Source organism: Pseudomonas sp. ANT_J28 (assembly GCF_008370005.1).
Lineage (GTDB): Bacteria > Pseudomonadota > Gammaproteobacteria > Pseudomonadales > Pseudomonadaceae > Aquipseudomonas > Aquipseudomonas frigoris.
This window is the reverse complement of record NZ_VOBM01000015.1, coordinates 87,492-103,635: the sequence shown is the minus strand read 5'-3', so window position 1 is coordinate 103,635 and position 16,144 is coordinate 87,492. Positions and strand designations below refer to the sequence as shown.

Sequence of the window (16,144 nt, the reverse complement as noted above, 5' to 3'; positions counted from 1 at the left end):
AACGCCCGAGCGAATCTCGCCCGGGCGTTTTTGAGGGCGGTTGCAGGTTACTTAGGTGCGGAAACCCGCCCAAATGATGCGATCCACAGACTTAGATCTTGCCGACCAGGTCCAGGGACGGAGCCAGAGTGGCCTCGCCTTCTTTCCACTTGGCTGGGCAAACCTGGCCTGGGTGAGCAGCGACGTACTGAGCAGCCTTGATTTTGCGCAGCAGCTCGGAAGCGTCACGACCAACGCCGCCATCGTTCAGTTCAACGATTTTGATCTGGCCTTCAGGGTTGATTACGAAGGTGCCACGGTCAGCCAGACCGGCGTCTTCGATCAGCACGTCGAAGTTGCGGGAGATGGCGTGAGTCGGGTCGCCGATCATGGTGTACTGGATTTTGCCGATGGCTGGCGAAGTGTTGTGCCAGGCAGCGTGGGCAAAGTGGGTATCGGTGGAAACGCTGTAGATCTCGACGCCCAGCTTCTGGAACGCGTCGTAGTTGTCAGCCAGGTCTTCCAGTTCGGTCGGGCAAACGAAGGTGAAGTCGGCTGGGTAGAAGAACACGACAGACCACTTGCCTTTCAGGTCAGCGTCCGACACTTGTACGAAGTCGCCATTTTTGTAGGCGGTAGCTTTGAACGGTTTAACTTGGCTGTTGATGATAGGCATCGATGACTCTCCGTCAGGGTTGAAAAGTTTGTTGAGAAGTTGATGGAGTGGATCCTACCGACGCGATTGCCGGATGGCTCATTGGCAAAGCTCATGCTGCTCATTGTTTTTCGCTATTAGCCGAACGTATTAATAGAAGAAAACTTACTTAGCAGCACCAATGGTTTTTTCCGCGAGCGGTGTCATCCCGAGAAACGGGCTGGCTTCAACATAGCGCATGGCGGACTTCATATCCTTCCAGCCCACGTAACTCATCAACGATTTCAAGTCCCACCCGCTCTGATGAGCCCAGGTGGCAAAGCCGCGCCTTAAGGAGTGACTGGTGTAGTGCTCGGCCGGGATGCCCGCGCGCTCCAGCGCCTGGCGTAGTAACGGGATCACGCTGTTGGCGTGCAGCCCCTCCTCGCTCAGATGGCCCCAACGGTCGATGCCCCGGAATACCGGTCCGCGAACCAGCGCGGCTTCGGTGATCCAGTCGATGTACGCCTGCACCGGGCACAGGCGCTGCAACGCTGGCGTCTGGTAAGTCTTGCCAAGGTTTTCGCGGTCACTCTTGGTTCGCGGCAAATAGAGCGTGATGCCTGAGCCAGCGGCCGCTTGCACGTGCTCGATCTGTAACCGGCACAACTCATCGCTACGAAAACCGCGCCAGAAGCCCAGCAGGATCAGCGCCCTGTCGCGTCTGGCCCGCAACAGAGCCGGTTGATCGTGTTCAGATTTTGCGGTTTGCGCTTCTTGCTCCAACCAGGCAACCACTTGCTCCAGATGTTGAAGCTGTAACGGCTCGGCCTGTTTTTCTTGAGCCGGGTGTAGCGCGCGAATGCCCTTGAAGACCTTGCGCACCACCGGCGCCTTGGTGGGGTCAGGAAAACCCTGACTGTTGTGCCATTGCGCCAGTGCTGACAAACGCAATTTCAAGGTATTGATCGACAGCACTCCCGCGTGAGCGACCAAGTAACGCGCGACGCTGTCGCTGGTCGCCGGCAGGAAGCCGCCCCAACTGACTTCGAAATGCTCGATAGCTGCCCGGTAACTGCGACGGGTGTTGTCGCGGGTGGCGGCTTGCAGGTAACGATCCAGCTCAGTCATCGGCTCAACTCTCTAAAACGTACCGGTTTGGCGGGTGAAAACACGCCACAGGACTTATCACACGGGGTAATACCAGTATATCCCGCATGAATACCTATCGTATTTTAAGTTTCTCGTTTGCGTGGTACATTGTGTACTTACGTGGCATGTACCACAGTACGAAATCGTAGGAGAACTCATGGCTCGTGGCGGTGTAAATAAAGCAGTGGTCCAGGCAGCACGCTTGGCAATTTTGGCTCGCGGCGAAAACCCAAGCATTGATGCGGTACGGATCGAAATGGGCAACACGGGCTCGAAAACCACGATTCATCGCTATTTGAAAGAGCTGGATGACGGCGCCGAGCGCGCCGAAGTGCCGCCGGAACCCATTGATGACGAGCTGGCGGGACTGGTCTCGCGGCTGGCACAAAGACTCAAGGAGCAGGCTCAGGAGCCCATCGATCATGCCCGCGAGCTGTTCGATCAGCAAAAAAAACAGCTGGATACGCAGTTGCATGAAGCCCAACAAACCAACACGCAATTGCAGCAGCAGTACGAGATTCAAAGCCTGGCACTGACTCAAGAGTCCGAGGCCCTGCAAGAAACCCGCGCCATGCTGCAGACCGAACAAACCCGCAACGCCGGACTGAATCAGGCGCTGGCCGATTTCGAATTACGCTTGCAAGACAAGGATGAGCAGATCCGCTCATTGGAAGAAAAGCACCTGCACGCTCGCGATGCCCTGGAACATTATCGCAACGCCGTCAAAGAACAGCGCGAGCAGGAGCAACGTCGCCACGAAAGCCAGGTACAGCAGATTCAGATGGAGTTGCGCCAGACCCAGCAGAGCGCATTGGTGCGCCAGGATGAGATCACGCAACTGCACCGCGACAATGAGCGTTTGTTGACGGAGAACCGTGGCACCCTGAGAGAGTTGAGCCTGCTGCAGGATCATTTCAAACAAACCAACGCTCGACAGGATCAGCTGCTGGAACAGGTGAGCCGTATCGACAGCGAACGCACCCTCCTCCAGGAACGCTTGCGCGCTGCCTTGCTGGAAAGTCAGTCGCTGAAACAGAACGTCGACGAGCAATCGCAGATAAACAAAGCATTGGAAATTGAGTTGCTCAAGACTCAGGCGAGCCTCGATGAGAGCGTGCGCCTGGCGGCAGTCATTGCGACAGCGCCAGACGCATCAGAGCCCCAAAAGGACGATTAACCCGCGACCGGCGTGCGCATAGTGACGAACTCTTCGGCGGCAGTTGGGTGCACGCCAATGGTTTCATCGAAATCGCGCTTGGTGGCACCCGCTTTCAGGGCGATCGCCAAGCCCTGCACAATTTCCCCAGCCTCCGGACCGACCATGTGACAGCCCAGAACCTTGTCGGTCTTGGCGTCCACCACCAGTTTCATCAGGGTGCGCTCCTGGCATTCGGTCAGGGTCAGCTTCATTGGGCGGAAGCGGCTTTCGAAGATCACCACATCGTGACCGGCCTCCCGGGCCTCTTCCTCGGTGAAACCGACCGTGCCGATGTTCGGCAAGCTGAATACCGCGGTCGGGATCATCTTGTAATCGACCGGGCGATACTGCTCAGGCTTGAACAAACGTCGCGCCACGGCCATGCCTTCCGCCAACGCCACCGGCGTCAGCTGAACCCGACCGATCACATCGCCAAGCGCCAGGATCGACGGCTCAGCAGTCTGATACTGCTCGTCGACCTCGACGAAACCTTTCTTGTCGAGTTTGACCCCGGTGTTTTCCAGCCCAAGATTGTCGAGCATCGGACGTCGACCGGTGGCGTAGAACACACAATCCGCTTCCAGCTCACGGCCGTCCTTGAGGGTCACCTTCAGGCTGCCATCGGACTGCTTGTCGATACGCTCGATGTCGGCGTTGAATTGCAGGTCCATGCCGCGTTTCGTCAGCTCTTCCTGCAGGTGTTTGCGCACTGCACCGTCGAAGCCTCGCAGGAACAGTTCACCGCGATACAGCAACGTGGTCTCGGCGCCCAGACCGTGGAAGATCCCGGCGAATTCGACGGCGATGTAACCACCGCCTACCACCAGAACGCGCTTGGGCAGCTCTTTGAGGAAGAACGCCTGGTTGGAACTGATTGCATGCTCATGCCCCGGAATTTCCGGAATCTTTGGCCATCCACCGGTAGCAATCAGGATGTTTTTGGCGGTGTAACGCTCGCCATTGATCTCGACCTGGTGCGGATCAACGATTTTGGCGTGGCCTTCATGCAAGGTCACGCCACTATTAACCAGCAGGTTGCGATAGATACCGTTCAGGCGATTGATCTCGCGATCCTTGTTGGCGATCAGCGTCGCCCAATCGAATTTCGCTTCACCTGGCGTCCAGCCAAAACCCGAAGACTGCTCGAAGTCTTCGGCGAAGTGTGCGCCGTAGACCAGCAGCTTCTTCGGCACACAGCCGACGTTCACACAAGTGCCACCCAGGTAGCGGCTCTCGGCCACTGCCACTTTCGCGCCAAAACCGGCAGCAAAACGCGCAGCCCGCACACCACCGGAACCGGCGCCAATCACATAAAGGTCAAAATCGTAGGCCATTTTCAATCTCCTCGGCAGTCCACAAGCATACCCGCAGACGTCCGCTGGGCAAGCGCTGCAATCGATATGGGGACGGAAAATGAAAAAGCCACCTGAAGAGGTGGCTTTTAAGAAACAACTGGGTCAGAGGCTATTAATAGGCCTTGCCAGTCTTGTAGAAGTTCTCGAAGCAGAAGTTGGTGGCCTCGATGTAGCCTTCAGCGCCACCGCAGTCAAAACGCTTGCCCTTGAACTTGTAGGCAATCACGCAACCGTTTTTCGCCTGCTTCATCAGGGCGTCGGTGATTTGAATTTCGCCGCCTTTGCCTGGCTCGGTTTGTTTGATCAGCTCGAAAATGTCCGGTGTCAGGATGTAACGACCGATGATCGCCAGGTTCGACGGTGCGTCTTCCGGGGCTGGTTTTTCGACCATGTTACGAACGCGGTACAAATCATCAGCGATCAGCTCGCCGGAGATCACGCCGTACTTGTTGGTTTCCTGCGGATCCACTTCCTGGATCGCAACGATGGTGCAGCGATACTGCTCGTACAGCTTGACCATCTGGGTCAGGACGCCGTCGCCTTCGAGGTTGACGCACAAGTCGTCCGCCAGCACTACCGCGAACGGTTCGTCGCCGATCAGCGGGCGGCCAGTCAGAATGGCGTGGCCCAAGCCTTTCATTTCGGTCTGACGGGTGTAGGAGAACGAGCACTCGTCCAACAGTTTACGGATGCCGACCAGGTATTTTTCCTTGTCGGTGCCCTTGATCTGGTTTTCCAGCTCGTAGCTGATGTCGAAGTGGTCTTCCAGAGCGCGTTTGCCGCGACCGGTAACGATGGAAATTTCGGTCAACCCAGCGTCCAGTGCTTCTTCGACGCCGTACTGGATCAGTGGCTTGTTTACCACCGGCAGCATTTCTTTGGGCATGGCTTTAGTCGCTGGCAGGAAGCGAGTACCGTATCCGGCTGCTGGGAACAAGCATTTCTTGATCATAAAAGTCCTTGATAGGGCTGTGTGTACGAGTTTCGGCGCAGTCTAATCAGGCGGCGCGCACCTTACAATGCCCCGCACTGGCTAACCGATGCCATCATAGAGAAATATTCTCGCGGATAGTTCCCGAGATAGCTCCGCAGCCTTTATAGATAGCACAGACCATCAGATCTGCACGGCCGCGAATGGCATCACCCTACACCATCAGCACCCGCTGAGAGCATTTGGCGCTATCATTGCGCGATTGAACCAGCCAACGAGGCAGATAGATGTCGGAAGCAAAAAGTGTCAACGGGTTCCTGATCAATCAGGCGAAAGACGGCCAGTGGTGGGTAGACAGTGCCAGCGGCGAGAATATTGCCGGACCTTTCCCGACCGAGGCGTTGGCGATTGAAGTGGCATCCGTATTGGAACTCGAACACCCAGCCCCGAAGCGTCGCGGCAAGGACAAGTCCTGAGAAGCGCCGGACTCGACCCAAGCCCTGCCTCGCGCAGGGCTTTTTTGTGATTGTCTGCAACCAAGTGGCCATTCGCTATAACCTTTTGATGCCAGCGCTGTCACAGGCTCAGCCCCTTCATCCTGACGACGACAACGACATGAATAAATTTTTGCCACTGATCGCGGCACTGGCCCTGAGCGGCTGCGCCACTTCCGAAACGACCTACCTGAACAACGGCGAGCAAGGCCTGGCCATCGACTGCTCCGGGGAAGCCAATTCCTGGGCGACCTGCTACGAAAAAGCCGATGCCTCATGCGCCGGCACCGGCTATCGGATCGTCGGTACCGACGGAACACCTTCGACCAAGGAAAGCGACAAGACGCTGGGCGTCGACGTCGGCAACTACAAGAACCGCAGCGTCGTGGTGGTCTGCAAGTAAGGCGTCCTGCCCTACATGTGAATTTCGGCGAACTTGATCCCGAGGCCGCGCACCGTCTCGATCAAATCATCGAGGCTACTGAAGGATTCGACTTCATCGTTTTCATCCACCAGAAAATAACTGCGCCCGGCGCTTTTCTTGAAAAACACGATCCATTCTCCCGGATTCGCCGGATTCTGAATCACGTGGGTGGCAGAGATGTGACCCTCTGCATGGCGCTCCCGTACCTGCTCTCGCTTCATGCTCGACTCCAGAAATGACAATGCCGCCAAAGCGCTGCTTTGGCGGCATCGGTGCTGACGGGCGGCATTCTATCAGCCGGAAATGCACGCAGTAGCGGCATTGCGTACATCCTTGGGGCGCAACGGCACATTGGAGATGCGCTCATGCAACTTGATGCTGCTGCCGCCGGAGCGGTCTTCGATATCAAATACGGCGGCCGGGCCCGAGGAGAACTTCTGCGGTACGATGACTCGCATACCGTCCTTATGCGGCTCGACTTGCAGGGCTCCCCGGCTGCTGGCCAGTTTCTCGGTCAGGCATTGCGCGTACTCATGAGGCTTCTTGCCAGAAATCACATTCATGGTGGGCAGCGTCTCATTGATCTCCGAGACACTCGCACAGCCACTCATCGCTATCGCCATAGGCAGGACCAGCACACCCCACTTCATACAACACCTCCGATAAAGACACTCCGACAGTACAAATGCTGTTTTTCTCCGAGGCTTACTGCGTTTATCGCTCATAGAATTCCGTATAACCGTTTTTAATTGTCAAAGCGGACCCCGACGACCGGATAATAACCCGTTCGGGCTGATAAACTGCGCCAATCGCCCATGCTATCGTTTTGATTTTGTAGAAAAAGCCCTTCTGGAGGCGCCTCATGAAATTTATCCACCAGCGCGAGCACCTCAACGAAGACGACATCGTCGTCATTCAATGCTCCCAAACATGCAACATCCGCTTGATGAACGACGCCAATTTCCGCAGCTTCAAGAATGGCGGCCGCCACACTTACCATGGTGGAGCATTCGACACTTTCCCTGCCCGGATTACTGCACCGAGCACTGGTTTCTGGAACATCACTATCGACACGGTCAACCGCCGGCCGATCAGCGTAACTCGCAAACCGACCCTGACTCACACCATCAAGATCATCCGCCGCTCCAGCACGAAACTGAGCTGAGTGACACCCAAACACGAAGACAAGCAGGTATGACCGTGGCCCAAACGACCAAGTACGTCATCAAATACAAACTCAATGGTGAACGTCGCTTCGAATTTGCCCAGCTTGAAAACGGCACCGAAGAAGAAGCAAAGGCCGCGCTGGACGCTCTTCATGGTTCAAGCGAAGACGTCATCAGCGAAATAAGCGTCAGCAAAGCGCTGTAACGGGATCCGGAGCGACAACATGGACGTCTGCTCCCGCCTCTGGAATTCAACCGCAAGCGCCGGAGTGCTCACTCCAACCTCGCTCCCTAGACTGGCCACCTCAACCTTTGGTTCAGGAGTCAGAACATGTCTACTTCCTCGATTCGCTTCATCAGCGGCACTTCCAGCCTTGGCGTCTTGCTGCTCGCGTTCAGCGCCGAGGGTTTGTGTGCGCTGCTGATCGGTGATGATCTGGCAATGCTGGAACGCGATCTTTCGCAACGCTTTCCCGGCCAACAAGCACCGCAGCGCGATGAAGGTTTGATGCCTGCGCTGAAGCAAACCCTGCGCCACCTTGAAGACCCGCATACCACCCTGGATTTGCCGCTGGATCTGGCAGGCAGCGTTTTTCAGCGGCGAGTCTGGGATGCCCTGCGGCAAATACCGGTGGGTGAAACCGCCTGCTATCTGGATATCGCGCGACAACTGGGTCAACCCACGGCTTTTCGGGCGGTGGCCAATGCCTGCGGAGCGAACCCGCTGGCGGTTATCGTGCCATGCCATCGAGTGCTGCGTCAGGATGGCAGCCTTGGCGGCTACCGCTGGGGGCTGAAGCGCAAACGGCAACTGCTGGATCGTGAGGCGCAGCAATGAGCGAGCGTTCTCTCGGTGGACTGGACTGGGAAGCGCTGGCACAGCAACTCGACCAGGATGGCTGCGCGATCATCAAGTCGCTTTTAAGCCACGAGACATGCGATCAAATCAGCGCTTTGTATGCCCGCCCCGAACCGTTTCGCTCGCAAGTGATCATGGCTCGTCACGGCTTTGGCCGTGGCGAGTACAAATACTTCAGGTACCCGCTGCCGGATATCGTCGCCCGTTTGCGCAGTACGCTTTACCCCAGGCTGGTGCCGATAGCCAATCGCTGGTACGAGCACATGGACCTGCCGACCCGTTTCCCTGAAGCGCATGAAGCGTTCCTCGAACGCTGCCATGCCGCCGGTCAGAAACGCCCGACGCCGTTGTTGCTGCAATATGGACCGCAGGACTACAACTGCTTGCATCAAGACCTGTACGGCGAACACGTCTTCCCGCTGCAAGTGGCGATTCTGCTGTCAGAGCCGGACGACGACTTCACCGGCGGCGAGTTCGTGCTGACTGAACAGCGCCCACGAATGCAATCGCGCCCTCAGGTCATTGGCCTGAAGAAAGGTGACGCACTGATCTTTGCCGTCAACCAACGACCGGTCAAAGGCGTTCGCGGCTATTACCGAGTCACCCTGCGACACGGCGTGAGTCGCCTGCACAGCGGAAAACGGAATACCCTTGGAATCATCTTTCACGATGCGTTATGACCCCATGAACCCGATCACCTTCGACTTGTTTGCCGACGCGGAACCCGAGCAGCAACCCAGGCTCGATCGTATCGGCGAACAGTCCTGCGTCCTCAGAGGTTTTGCCCTGCCCTGGCTGGATCAGTTGCTGCCCGCACTGGACGCAGTTCTGGCGGCGGCACCGTTTCGGCAGATGATCACGCCCGGGGGCTTTACCATGTCGGTCGCCTTGAGCAGTTGCGGCGCGCTGGGCTGGACCACCGACCGCAGTGGTTATCGTTATACCCGCCATGATCCGCTGACCGGAAAACCCTGGCCGAAAATGCCCGAGGTGTTTTTCGAGTTGGCACAAGCGGCGGCGCGGGAAGCGGGGTTTGCGGACTTCATGCCTGATTCCTGCCTGATCAACCGCTATGCTCCCGGAGCCAAGATGTCGTTGCACCAGGACAAAGATGAAGTTTCCTACGCCGCGCCCATTGTTTCAGTGTCCCTGGGATTACCGGCGATGTTCCTGTTCGGCGGCTTCGAACGCAGCGATAAAAGCCAACGAGTGCCGCTGTTCCATGGCGACATCGTGGTCTGGGGTGGCGTGGATCGTTTGCGTTATCACGGGGTCTTGCCGATCAAGGACGGCCAACACCCGCGACTGGGCGAACAACGGATCAACTTCACCTTTCGTACCGCAGGATGAAGCCTTCGAATTCGACCGCAAGACCCGGGGTGCAGCGACCTCCGTCGGCTGGTTAATCTGCATGAAACGGATCAACGGACATGAAGCCATGACAAGCCATTCGACAAAGATAGCCACCGAAAACGACCCTCGATGGGCCGCCGTCGTCGCGCGTGATCCCCGGGCGGACGGACAGTTTGTGTATGCGGTGAAAACCACCGGCATTTACTGCCGCCCCAGCAGCCTGGCGCGATTGCCGAAACCGCAGAACGTCGAGTTCTTCGACACGGCCGAGCAGGCCCAGGCGGCGGGTTATCGCCCCAGCAAACGAGCCGCGAAGGATCAAAGCGACATCGCGGCGCAACATGCTGCGACCGTGGCGGCCGCTTGCCGCCAGATCGAAACCGCGGAGAATCTGCCTGTCCTGAGCGAACTGGCTGTTGCTGCGGGCCTCAGTAGCTTCCACTTCCATCGTGTGTTCAAAGCGGTTACCGGTCTGACACCCAAGGGTTACGCCGCGGCCCATCGTTCACGCAGGGTCCGTGAGCGTCTCGCGGACGGAGACTCGGTGACCGACGCGCTGTATGACGCCGGCTTCAACTCCAACAGCCGTTTCTATGAATCCGCCGATCAACTATTGGGCATGAAACCAGGTGATTACCGCGCCGCCGGTCAGAACAACGACATTCGTTTTGCCGTCGGCCAGTGTTCCCTGGGAGCGATTCTGGTGGCGCAGAGTGAGCGTGGTGTTTGCGCGATCCTGCTGGGCGATGACCCGCACCAACTGGTCTGCGATCTGCAGGACAAGTTTCGACGTGCGAATTTGATTGGCGCCGATCACACGTTCGAGCAACTGATCGCCAAGGTTGTTGGTTTTATCGAAGCGCCGGCCTTGGGCCTGGACTTGCCGCTGGATGTTCGCGGCACCGCTTTTCAAGAACGGGTCTGGCAAGCCCTGCGGGAAATTCCCGTCGGCCGCACCGCCAGCTACGCCGATATCGCTCAGCGAATCGGCGCGCCAAAAGCGATGCGCGCCGTGGCTCAAGCCTGCGGCGCGAACAATCTGGCGGTGGCGATTCCGTGCCACCGCGTGGTGCGCAGCGACGGCAACCTGTCGGGCTATCGCTGGGGTGTGGAGCGCAAGCGTCAGTTGCTTGAACGCGAAAACCCGTCTGAGTCCTGAATGCCGATATAGACCGACACTGAATCCGGGCTGGTATAGACCTCGAAGTCTGTGGCGAACGTGCGGCAAACCTGCGGGTTGTCCTTAAAGTAGGCCCAGATCAGGCCCCAGGCCTGAATGACGCTGTCCGGCATCGCCCCTTTGGCGCTGAACACCAGGTAATCGCCTCCCTCCACCTGAATCTGCGGAAAGTCCTCGGAGGGCGCGGTGACCGCCACCCCCGCGGTCACATCGAAGTGGCCCGAAGCGTCGGACTCGTAGTTGGAATAGACGCCGTACACAAAGGAATCCGGCTGCTTGTGGGCGATCTTGTCGAAGATTCCCTCAACGAAAAATTGTTCCCACATCGGGCCGATGCGCGCCGTGTCTGGTTTCTGCTCTGCGGCATTGCAGGTGCGCACTTGCAGGCCCGAGACGCTAAAGGTCCGCACTTCACGCTGTTTTACATCCATGGTCGATAGTCCTTGTCTCTGTCGTTTGTCTGTTTGATTGGCGGTGAGACAGTCAACGATTGACGTCGACCACCACCCGACCACGCAATTGGCCGGCGAGTAATCGCGGTGCAGCCTCGATCACTTCGCTCAAGCCGATTTCGTGGCTGATCAGCGGCAACAAGGTGAAGTCGAGATCCTTGGCCAGACGATTCCAGGCCAGTATCCGCCTGGCTTTGGGCTGAGTCACGCTGTTGATCCCGGCCAGGGTCACGCCGCGCAAAATGAACGGGGCGACTGAAGCCGGGAAGTCCATGCCTTGCGCCAGGCCACACGCGGCGACAGTGCCGTCGGCCTTGGTGCTGGCACAGGCGTTGGCCAATGTGTGGCTGCCGACCGAGTCGATGACCGCCGCCCAACGCTCCTTGGCCAAGGGTTTGCCCGGTTCGGACAGCGTGGCGCGGTCGATGATTTCGCTGGCGCCTAATTGCTTGAGGTAATCGTGCTCGGAGGTGCGGCCGGTAGACGCGACCACCCGATAGCCGAGCTTGCTCAGCAGTGCGATGGCGAAACTGCCTACACCGCCATTGGCGCCGGTGACCAACACGTCTCCCTGCTCGGGCGTCACGCCATTATGTTCCAGCGCCAGGATGCTCAGCATCGCCGTGTAACCCGCCGTGCCGATGGCCATCGCTTGCGCCGCGGTGAACTCCTTAGGAAGCGGAATCAGCCAGTCGCCATTCAAGCGAGCCTTCTGCGCCAGTCCGCCCCAATGTCCTTCGCCAACACCCCAGCCATTGAGTACGACTAGATCACCGACCTTGTAGTCCGGATGCCCACTGACTTCGACAGTACCTGCCAGATCGATGCCCGGCACCATCGGGAATTTTCGCACCACCGGGCTGCTGCCGGTGATCGCCAGGCCATCCTTGAAGTTCAGCGTGCTGTACGCAACACGCACTGTCACATCGCCTTCGGGCAGTTGATCGTCATTGATCTCTTGCAGTGTGGCCCGGTAACCGCTGTCGTCTTTGTCGATCAAAATTCCTTGAAACATCGCTGTCTCCTATTGGAATCACTCAGTTGTGGTGCAATTGAAATAACACATAGCAACATTTCACCGTACTCGACTTTAAGCCAAAAGTGGCACACGAACTGAAAACTCGACTGGCCTTATGTCAGTCATTGCTGATACAAAAACGGTCCTACCGTCCCTGCCCTGTTATGACGTCGGAGAACCCTTCAAATGAGCAAATGGCCAGACACCCGCATTCTTGATCTGCTCGGCATTGAGCTGCCGATCATCCAGGCGCCCATGGCCGGTGCGACCGGTTCGGCCATGGTTATCGCAGCCTGCAACGCCGGCGGCCTGGGCTCCATGCCCGCCGCCATGTTGAGTATCGATCAGTTGCGCGAGGAGCTGAAAACGATTCGTCAACGCACTCAACGTCCGATCAACGTCAACTACTTCTGCCATCAGCCACCCGCCGCCGATGAGCAACGCGCTCGAGACTGGAAGAATCTGCTGGAGCCCTACTACCGGGAACTTGGCGTGGACTTCGACGCGCCGACGCCGGTGTCCAATCGAGCGCCGTTCGATAGCGCGGCCTGCGAAGTGGTCGAAGAGTTTCGCCCCGAAGTCGTGAGTTTTCACTTCGGCCTGCCGGAAAAGTCCCTGCTGGACCGCGTGAAAGCCACTGGAGCGAAAGTGCTCTCCTCGGCCACCACGGTCGAAGAGGCCATCTGGCTCGAGCAGCACGGTTGTGACGCAATCATTGCCATGGGCTATGAAGCCGGTGGCCATCGGGGCATGTTTCTCAGTGATGATCTGAGCAGCCAAGTGGGGATCTTTGCGCTGGTGCCCCAGATCGTCGATGCGGTGAAAGTGCCGGTGATTGCTGCCGGCGGGATTGCCGATGCACGAGGCGTCGCGGCGGCTTTCCTGTTGGGGGCTTCAGCGGTGCAAGTGGGCACGGCGTACTTGTTCACGCCAGAGGCCAAGGTCAGCGCGTCTCATCACATGGCGTTACGCACCGCCAAGGAAAGTGAGACAGCCGTCACTAACATTTTCACCGGACGCCCGGCGCGTGGAATTCTCAATAGGGTGATGCGCGAACTCGGGCCCATGAGCGCCAAAGCACCGGCCTTCCCGCTGGCAGGTGGAGCGCTGATGCCATTGCGGGCCAAGGGAGAAGCAGATTTCAGCAATCTCTGGGCGGGGCAAGCATTCACGCTGGGCGTTGAAATGACCACGGCTGAACTGACCCGGCGCCTGGCTGAAGAGGGGCTGGCGAAATTGCTTCGTCACTAAACACGGCCCCGTAGCAGCTGCCGAAGGCTGCTACAGGTTCATGCGTGGTCTCAACAACGTGCATCCAACACGTTCCGTTTGTAGGTAATTCGCTATATATTCCGCTATATAGCGTTTTAACCCCTCGCCGCACTTGCCTACCACGGAGCCGTTATATGACCATTCGTGCCTCACGTTTTGCCCCCACCTGCCTGGCAACCCTGCTCGCAGTGTTAGCTTTCGGGTCCGCCCAGGCGGACGAAGTCCAGGTCGCCGTCGCCGCCAACTTCACTGCACCGATTCAGGCGATCGCCGCCGATTTCGAAAAAGATACGGGGCATAAACTGGTCGCCGCCTATGGCGCAACCGGCCAGTTCTACACCCAGATCAAAAATGGCGCCCCCTTCGAAGTGTTCCTCTCGGCGGACGACACCACCCCGCAAAAACTTGAAACCGAAGGCGACACGGTCAAGGGCTCGCGCTTCACCTACGCCATCGGCACCCTGGCGCTGTGGTCGGCCAAGGAAGGTTACGTCGATGCCAAGGGCAAAGTGTTGAGCGACAACCAGTATCAGCATCTGTCCATCGCCAACCCGAAAGCCGCGCCTTACGGTCTGGCCGCTACTCAGGTGCTGGCCAAGCTCGGCCTGACCGACAAGGTCAAAACCAAGATCGTTGAAGGCCAGAACATCACCCAGGCCTACCAGTTCGTCTCCACCGGCAACGCCGAACTTGGTTTTGTGGCCTTGTCGCAGATCTACAAAGACGGCAAAGTCACCGGCGGCTCGGCCTGGATCGTTCCGGCCGACATGCACGACCCCATCAAACAAGACGCGGTGATCCTCAACAAAGGCAAGGACAACCCGGCTGCCAAGGCGCTGGTTGACTACCTTAAAGGTCCGAAAGCCGCCGCTGTCATCAAATCCTACGGTTACCAACTCTAAATGACACTATCGAGTGCCGACTTTTCCACCATCTGGCTGACCCTGAAACTGGCGTCGCTGACGACGGTTATCCTGCTGGTCATCGGCACTCCGATTGCGTTATGGCTGTCGCGCACCCGCTCGTGGTTGCGCGGCCCGGTCGGGGCGATCGTCGCCCTGCCCTTGGTACTGCCGCCGACGGTGATTGGCTTCTACCTGTTGCTGGCGCTCGGCCCCAACGGGTTTGTTGGCCACTTCACCCAGTCACTCGGCCTCGGTACCCTCACGTTCAGTTTTGCAGGGCTGGTGATCGGCTCGGTGCTCTACTCGATGCCGTTTGTGGTCCAGCCACTGCAAAACGCTTTTTCTGCCATCGGCACTCGCCCCCTGGAAGTGGCCGCGACCTTGCGCGCCAATCCCTGGGACACGTTTTTCAGCGTGATCCTGCCGCTGGCCCGCCCCGGTTTCATCACCGCTGCCATTCTCGGTTTCGCCCACACCGTGGGTGAGTTCGGCGTGGTGCTGATGATCGGCGGCAACATTCCCGACAAAACCCGCGTGGTCTCGGTGCAGATCTACGATCACGTCGAAGCCATGGAATACGCCCAGGCCCATTGGCTGGCCGGGGCGATGCTGGTGTTCTCCTTTGTTGTGTTGCTGGCGCTCTACTCCAGCCGTAAAACCAAATCGGGCTGGAGCTGATCGATGATTCATGCGCGTCTGAAACTGAGGTATTCGGGGTTCGCCCTGGAGGTGGATCTGCAACTGCCCGGCCGCGGAGTCACCGCACTTTACGGTCACTCCGGTTCAGGCAAGACCACCTGCCTGCGCTGCATCGCCGGTCTGGAAAAGGCCGAGCAGGGTTTCATCCAGGTCAACGATGAAGTCTGGCAGGACAGCGACAAGAAGATTTTCGTACCGCCGCACAAACGTGCGCTGGGTTATGTCTTCCAGGAAGCCAGCCTGTTTCCCCATCTGTCGGTGCTGGCCAACCTGGAGTTCGGCATCAAGCGCATTCCTCATCAACAACGCCGGGTTGACATGGCACACGCGACCGAACTGCTCGGGATCGGCCACCTGCTGGATCGCCATCCGCAGCACCTTTCCGGCGGTGAACGGCAGCGGGTCGGCATCGCGCGCGCCCTGCTCACCAGCCCGAAACTGTTGCTGATGGACGAGCCGCTGGCGGCATTGGATAGCCAACGCAAAAACGAAATCCTGCCTTACCTGCAGCGACTGCATGATGAGCTGGACATCCCGGTGCTGTACGTCAGCCACTCACAGGATGAAGTCGCGCGGCTGGCCGACCATCTCGTCCTGCTCAGCAATGGCAAGGCGCTGGCCAGCGGCGCTATCGGCGAAACGCTGGCCCGTCTCGACCTGCCCTTGGCGCTAGGTGACGACGCCGGCGTGGTAATCGAGGGGCACGTCAGTGCCTATGACTCCAACTATCAGTTGCTGACCCTGCAACTGCCGGACACGACCCTGAACATTCGGGTGGCTCACTCACCGATGACTCCAGGTCAGGCCCTGCGCTGCAAGGTTCAGGCGCGGGATGTCAGCCTGAGCCTGCAAAGCGTCGAGCAAAGCAGCATCCTCAATCGCCTGCCGGTCACCGTGATCAGTGAAATGGGCGCCGACAATGCCGCCCACGTGCTGATCCGCCTGGACGCTGGCGGCAGACCGCTGCTGGCGCGGATCACCCGCTACTCCCGGGACCAACTGGGTGTGCACCCCGGCCAGCAACTCTGGGCACAGATCAAGGCGGTGGCGGTGCTGGCATAAATCCGCTGGCA

21 protein-coding genes are annotated in these 16,144 nt (G+C 58.4%); 13 read left to right on the top strand and 8 right to left on the bottom strand.

Features of this window, described 5'->3' with window-relative positions; genetic code table 11:
- Window positions 1–91: 91 nt before the first annotated feature.
- Entirely contained in the window at window positions 92–655 is a 564-nt protein-coding gene (ahpC, locus tag FQ187_RS13180) for an alkyl hydroperoxide reductase subunit C (protein WP_046047429.1), read from the bottom strand.
- A 144-nt stretch (window positions 656–799) separates the two neighbouring features.
- On the bottom strand, window positions 800–1,744 hold the full coding sequence (locus FQ187_RS13175) for a site-specific integrase (protein ID WP_134420136.1): 945 nt from the start codon (window positions 1,742–1,744) through the stop codon (window positions 800–802).
- Between the two features lie 178 nt (window positions 1,745–1,922).
- Between FQ187_RS13175 and FQ187_RS13170 the strand changes: the two genes are divergently transcribed.
- Entirely contained in the window at window positions 1,923–2,942 is a 1,020-nt protein-coding gene (locus FQ187_RS13170; protein ID WP_149629822.1) for a DNA-binding protein, read from the top strand.
- Here FQ187_RS13170 and gorA read toward each other — a convergent pair.
- Together gorA and galU are read right to left on the bottom strand one after the other, a co-directional pair.
- Window positions 2,939–4,297: a glutathione-disulfide reductase gene (gene gorA / locus FQ187_RS13165; RefSeq protein WP_149629821.1), complete on the bottom strand. Its 1,359-nt coding sequence runs from the start codon at window positions 4,295–4,297 to the stop codon at window positions 2,939–2,941. The genes FQ187_RS13170 and gorA overlap by 4 nt on opposite strands.
- A gap of 133 nt (window positions 4,298–4,430) precedes the next feature.
- Window positions 4,431–5,270 (bottom strand): UTP--glucose-1-phosphate uridylyltransferase GalU, encoded by an 840-nt coding sequence (galU, locus tag FQ187_RS13160; protein WP_129444518.1) that lies wholly within the window; start codon window positions 5,268–5,270, stop codon window positions 4,431–4,433.
- Between the two features lie 266 nt (window positions 5,271–5,536).
- Between galU and FQ187_RS13155 the strand changes: the two genes are divergently transcribed.
- Together FQ187_RS13155 and FQ187_RS13150 are read left to right on the top strand one after the other, a co-directional pair.
- The gene (locus FQ187_RS13155; protein ID WP_129444520.1) at window positions 5,537–5,725 is read left to right on the top strand and encodes a hypothetical protein; all 189 of its coding nucleotides are present in this window, start codon (window positions 5,537–5,539) and stop codon (window positions 5,723–5,725) included.
- 139 nt (window positions 5,726–5,864) lie between these two features.
- Window positions 5,865–6,146 (top strand): hypothetical protein, encoded by a 282-nt coding sequence (locus FQ187_RS13150; protein ID WP_056740098.1) that lies wholly within the window; start codon window positions 5,865–5,867, stop codon window positions 6,144–6,146.
- 11 nt (window positions 6,147–6,157) lie between these two features.
- On the opposite strand, the gene FQ187_RS13145 is transcribed toward FQ187_RS13150, so the two are convergent.
- On the bottom strand, window positions 6,158–6,388 hold the full coding sequence (locus FQ187_RS13145) for a hypothetical protein (protein ID WP_123364930.1): 231 nt from the start codon (window positions 6,386–6,388) through the stop codon (window positions 6,158–6,160).
- Between the two features lie 72 nt (window positions 6,389–6,460).
- Complete coding sequence (locus tag FQ187_RS13140) at window positions 6,461–6,817, bottom strand: hypothetical protein (RefSeq protein WP_149629820.1); 357 nt, start codon at window positions 6,815–6,817, stop codon at window positions 6,461–6,463.
- Window positions 6,818–7,029: 212 nt separating this feature from the next.
- Between FQ187_RS13140 and FQ187_RS13135 the strand changes: the two genes are divergently transcribed.
- The 6 genes from FQ187_RS13135 (at window position 7,030) to ada (ending at window position 10,704) form a co-directional block, all read left to right on the top strand.
- Window positions 7,030–7,332 carry a DUF1883 domain-containing protein gene (locus FQ187_RS13135; RefSeq protein ID WP_024164534.1) on the top strand — a complete coding sequence of 101 codons (303 nt, stop codon included), beginning with the start codon at window positions 7,030–7,032 and terminating at the stop codon, window positions 7,330–7,332.
- Between the two features lie 29 nt (window positions 7,333–7,361).
- On the top strand, window positions 7,362–7,538 hold the full coding sequence (locus FQ187_RS29965) for a hypothetical protein (protein ID WP_156363902.1): 177 nt from the start codon (window positions 7,362–7,364) through the stop codon (window positions 7,536–7,538).
- Window positions 7,539–7,664: 126 nt separating this feature from the next.
- On the top strand, window positions 7,665–8,171 hold the full coding sequence (locus FQ187_RS13130) for a methylated-DNA--[protein]-cysteine S-methyltransferase (protein WP_149629819.1): 507 nt from the start codon (window positions 7,665–7,667) through the stop codon (window positions 8,169–8,171).
- Window positions 8,168–8,872: a 2OG-Fe(II) oxygenase gene (locus tag FQ187_RS13125; protein WP_149629818.1), complete on the top strand. Its 705-nt coding sequence runs from the start codon at window positions 8,168–8,170 to the stop codon at window positions 8,870–8,872. Before FQ187_RS13130 ends, FQ187_RS13125 begins: the two co-directional genes overlap by 4 nt.
- A complete protein-coding gene (gene alkB, locus FQ187_RS13120; protein WP_149629854.1) occupies window positions 8,862–9,542 on the top strand; it encodes a DNA oxidative demethylase AlkB in 681 nt (226 codons plus the stop codon). The genes FQ187_RS13125 and alkB overlap by 11 nt, the downstream gene beginning before the upstream one ends.
- A gap of 88 nt (window positions 9,543–9,630) precedes the next feature.
- Window positions 9,631–10,704, top strand: coding sequence for a bifunctional DNA-binding transcriptional regulator/O6-methylguanine-DNA methyltransferase Ada (ada, locus tag FQ187_RS13115; protein ID WP_149629853.1), 1,074 nt, complete (start codon window positions 9,631–9,633; stop codon window positions 10,702–10,704).
- On the opposite strand, the gene FQ187_RS13110 is transcribed toward ada, so the two are convergent.
- Both FQ187_RS13110 and FQ187_RS13105 read right to left on the bottom strand, forming a co-directional pair.
- Window positions 10,668–11,156 carry a GyrI-like domain-containing protein gene (locus tag FQ187_RS13110; RefSeq protein ID WP_149629817.1) on the bottom strand — a complete coding sequence of 163 codons (489 nt, stop codon included), beginning with the start codon at window positions 11,154–11,156 and terminating at the stop codon, window positions 10,668–10,670. The two genes, ada and FQ187_RS13110, sit on opposite strands and share 37 nt — an antisense overlap.
- Window positions 11,157–11,208: 52 nt before the next feature.
- Complete coding sequence (locus FQ187_RS13105; RefSeq protein ID WP_149629816.1) at window positions 11,209–12,192, bottom strand: MDR family oxidoreductase; 984 nt, start codon at window positions 12,190–12,192, stop codon at window positions 11,209–11,211.
- A 189-nt stretch (window positions 12,193–12,381) separates the two neighbouring features.
- On the opposite strand from FQ187_RS13105, the gene FQ187_RS13100 reads away from it, so the two are divergent.
- From FQ187_RS13100 to modC, 4 genes are all read left to right on the top strand, one after another.
- On the top strand, window positions 12,382–13,446 hold the full coding sequence (locus FQ187_RS13100; protein ID WP_149629815.1) for a nitronate monooxygenase family protein: 1,065 nt from the start codon (window positions 12,382–12,384) through the stop codon (window positions 13,444–13,446).
- Between the two features lie 155 nt (window positions 13,447–13,601).
- Complete coding sequence (gene modA, locus FQ187_RS13095; RefSeq protein WP_149629814.1) at window positions 13,602–14,369, top strand: molybdate ABC transporter substrate-binding protein; 768 nt, start codon at window positions 13,602–13,604, stop codon at window positions 14,367–14,369.
- The gene (gene modB, locus FQ187_RS13090) at window positions 14,370–15,050 is read left to right on the top strand and encodes a molybdate ABC transporter permease subunit (protein WP_149629813.1); all 681 of its coding nucleotides are present in this window, start codon (window positions 14,370–14,372) and stop codon (window positions 15,048–15,050) included.
- Window positions 15,051–15,053: 3 nt separating this feature from the next.
- Window positions 15,054–16,133, top strand: a complete 1,080-nt coding sequence (gene modC, locus FQ187_RS13085; RefSeq protein WP_149629812.1) for a molybdenum ABC transporter ATP-binding protein — start codon at window positions 15,054–15,056, stop codon at window positions 16,131–16,133.
- The last annotated feature ends 11 nt before the right edge of the window (window positions 16,134–16,144 follow it).

Coding starts and splice junctions, on each gene's coding strand:
- FQ187_RS13125 (WP_149629818.1), top strand. CDS start 8,168: ATGAGCGAGCGTTCTCTCGGTGGACTGGACTGGGAAGCGCTGGCACAG.
- FQ187_RS13130 (WP_149629819.1), top strand. CDS start 7,665: ATGTCTACTTCCTCGATTCGCTTCATCAGCGGCACTTCCAGCCTTGGC.
- modB (WP_149629813.1), top strand. CDS start 14,370: ATGACACTATCGAGTGCCGACTTTTCCACCATCTGGCTGACCCTGAAA.
- FQ187_RS13110 (WP_149629817.1), bottom strand. CDS start 11,156: ATGGATGTAAAACAGCGTGAAGTGCGGACCTTTAGCGTCTCGGGCCTG.
- FQ187_RS13170 (WP_149629822.1), top strand. CDS start 1,923: ATGGCTCGTGGCGGTGTAAATAAAGCAGTGGTCCAGGCAGCACGCTTG.
- ada (WP_149629853.1), top strand. CDS start 9,631: ATGACAAGCCATTCGACAAAGATAGCCACCGAAAACGACCCTCGATGG.
- FQ187_RS13135 (WP_024164534.1), top strand. CDS start 7,030: ATGAAATTTATCCACCAGCGCGAGCACCTCAACGAAGACGACATCGTC.
- gorA (WP_149629821.1), bottom strand. CDS start 4,297: ATGGCCTACGATTTTGACCTTTATGTGATTGGCGCCGGTTCCGGTGGT.
- FQ187_RS29965 (WP_156363902.1), top strand. CDS start 7,362: ATGACCGTGGCCCAAACGACCAAGTACGTCATCAAATACAAACTCAAT.
- modA (WP_149629814.1), top strand. CDS start 13,602: ATGACCATTCGTGCCTCACGTTTTGCCCCCACCTGCCTGGCAACCCTG.
- FQ187_RS13105 (WP_149629816.1), bottom strand. CDS start 12,192: ATGTTTCAAGGAATTTTGATCGACAAAGACGACAGCGGTTACCGGGCC.
- galU (WP_129444518.1), bottom strand. CDS start 5,270: ATGATCAAGAAATGCTTGTTCCCAGCAGCCGGATACGGTACTCGCTTC.
- modC (WP_149629812.1), top strand. CDS start 15,054: ATGATTCATGCGCGTCTGAAACTGAGGTATTCGGGGTTCGCCCTGGAG.
- FQ187_RS13100 (WP_149629815.1), top strand. CDS start 12,382: ATGAGCAAATGGCCAGACACCCGCATTCTTGATCTGCTCGGCATTGAG.
- alkB (WP_149629854.1), top strand. CDS start 8,862: ATGCGTTATGACCCCATGAACCCGATCACCTTCGACTTGTTTGCCGAC.
- ahpC (WP_046047429.1), bottom strand. CDS start 655: ATGCCTATCATCAACAGCCAAGTTAAACCGTTCAAAGCTACCGCCTAC.
- FQ187_RS13145 (WP_123364930.1), bottom strand. CDS start 6,388: ATGAAGCGAGAGCAGGTACGGGAGCGCCATGCAGAGGGTCACATCTCT.
- FQ187_RS13140 (WP_149629820.1), bottom strand. CDS start 6,817: ATGAAGTGGGGTGTGCTGGTCCTGCCTATGGCGATAGCGATGAGTGGC.
- FQ187_RS13175 (WP_134420136.1), bottom strand. CDS start 1,744: ATGACTGAGCTGGATCGTTACCTGCAAGCCGCCACCCGCGACAACACC.
- FQ187_RS13150 (WP_056740098.1), top strand. CDS start 5,865: ATGAATAAATTTTTGCCACTGATCGCGGCACTGGCCCTGAGCGGCTGC.
- FQ187_RS13155 (WP_129444520.1), top strand. CDS start 5,537: ATGTCGGAAGCAAAAAGTGTCAACGGGTTCCTGATCAATCAGGCGAAA.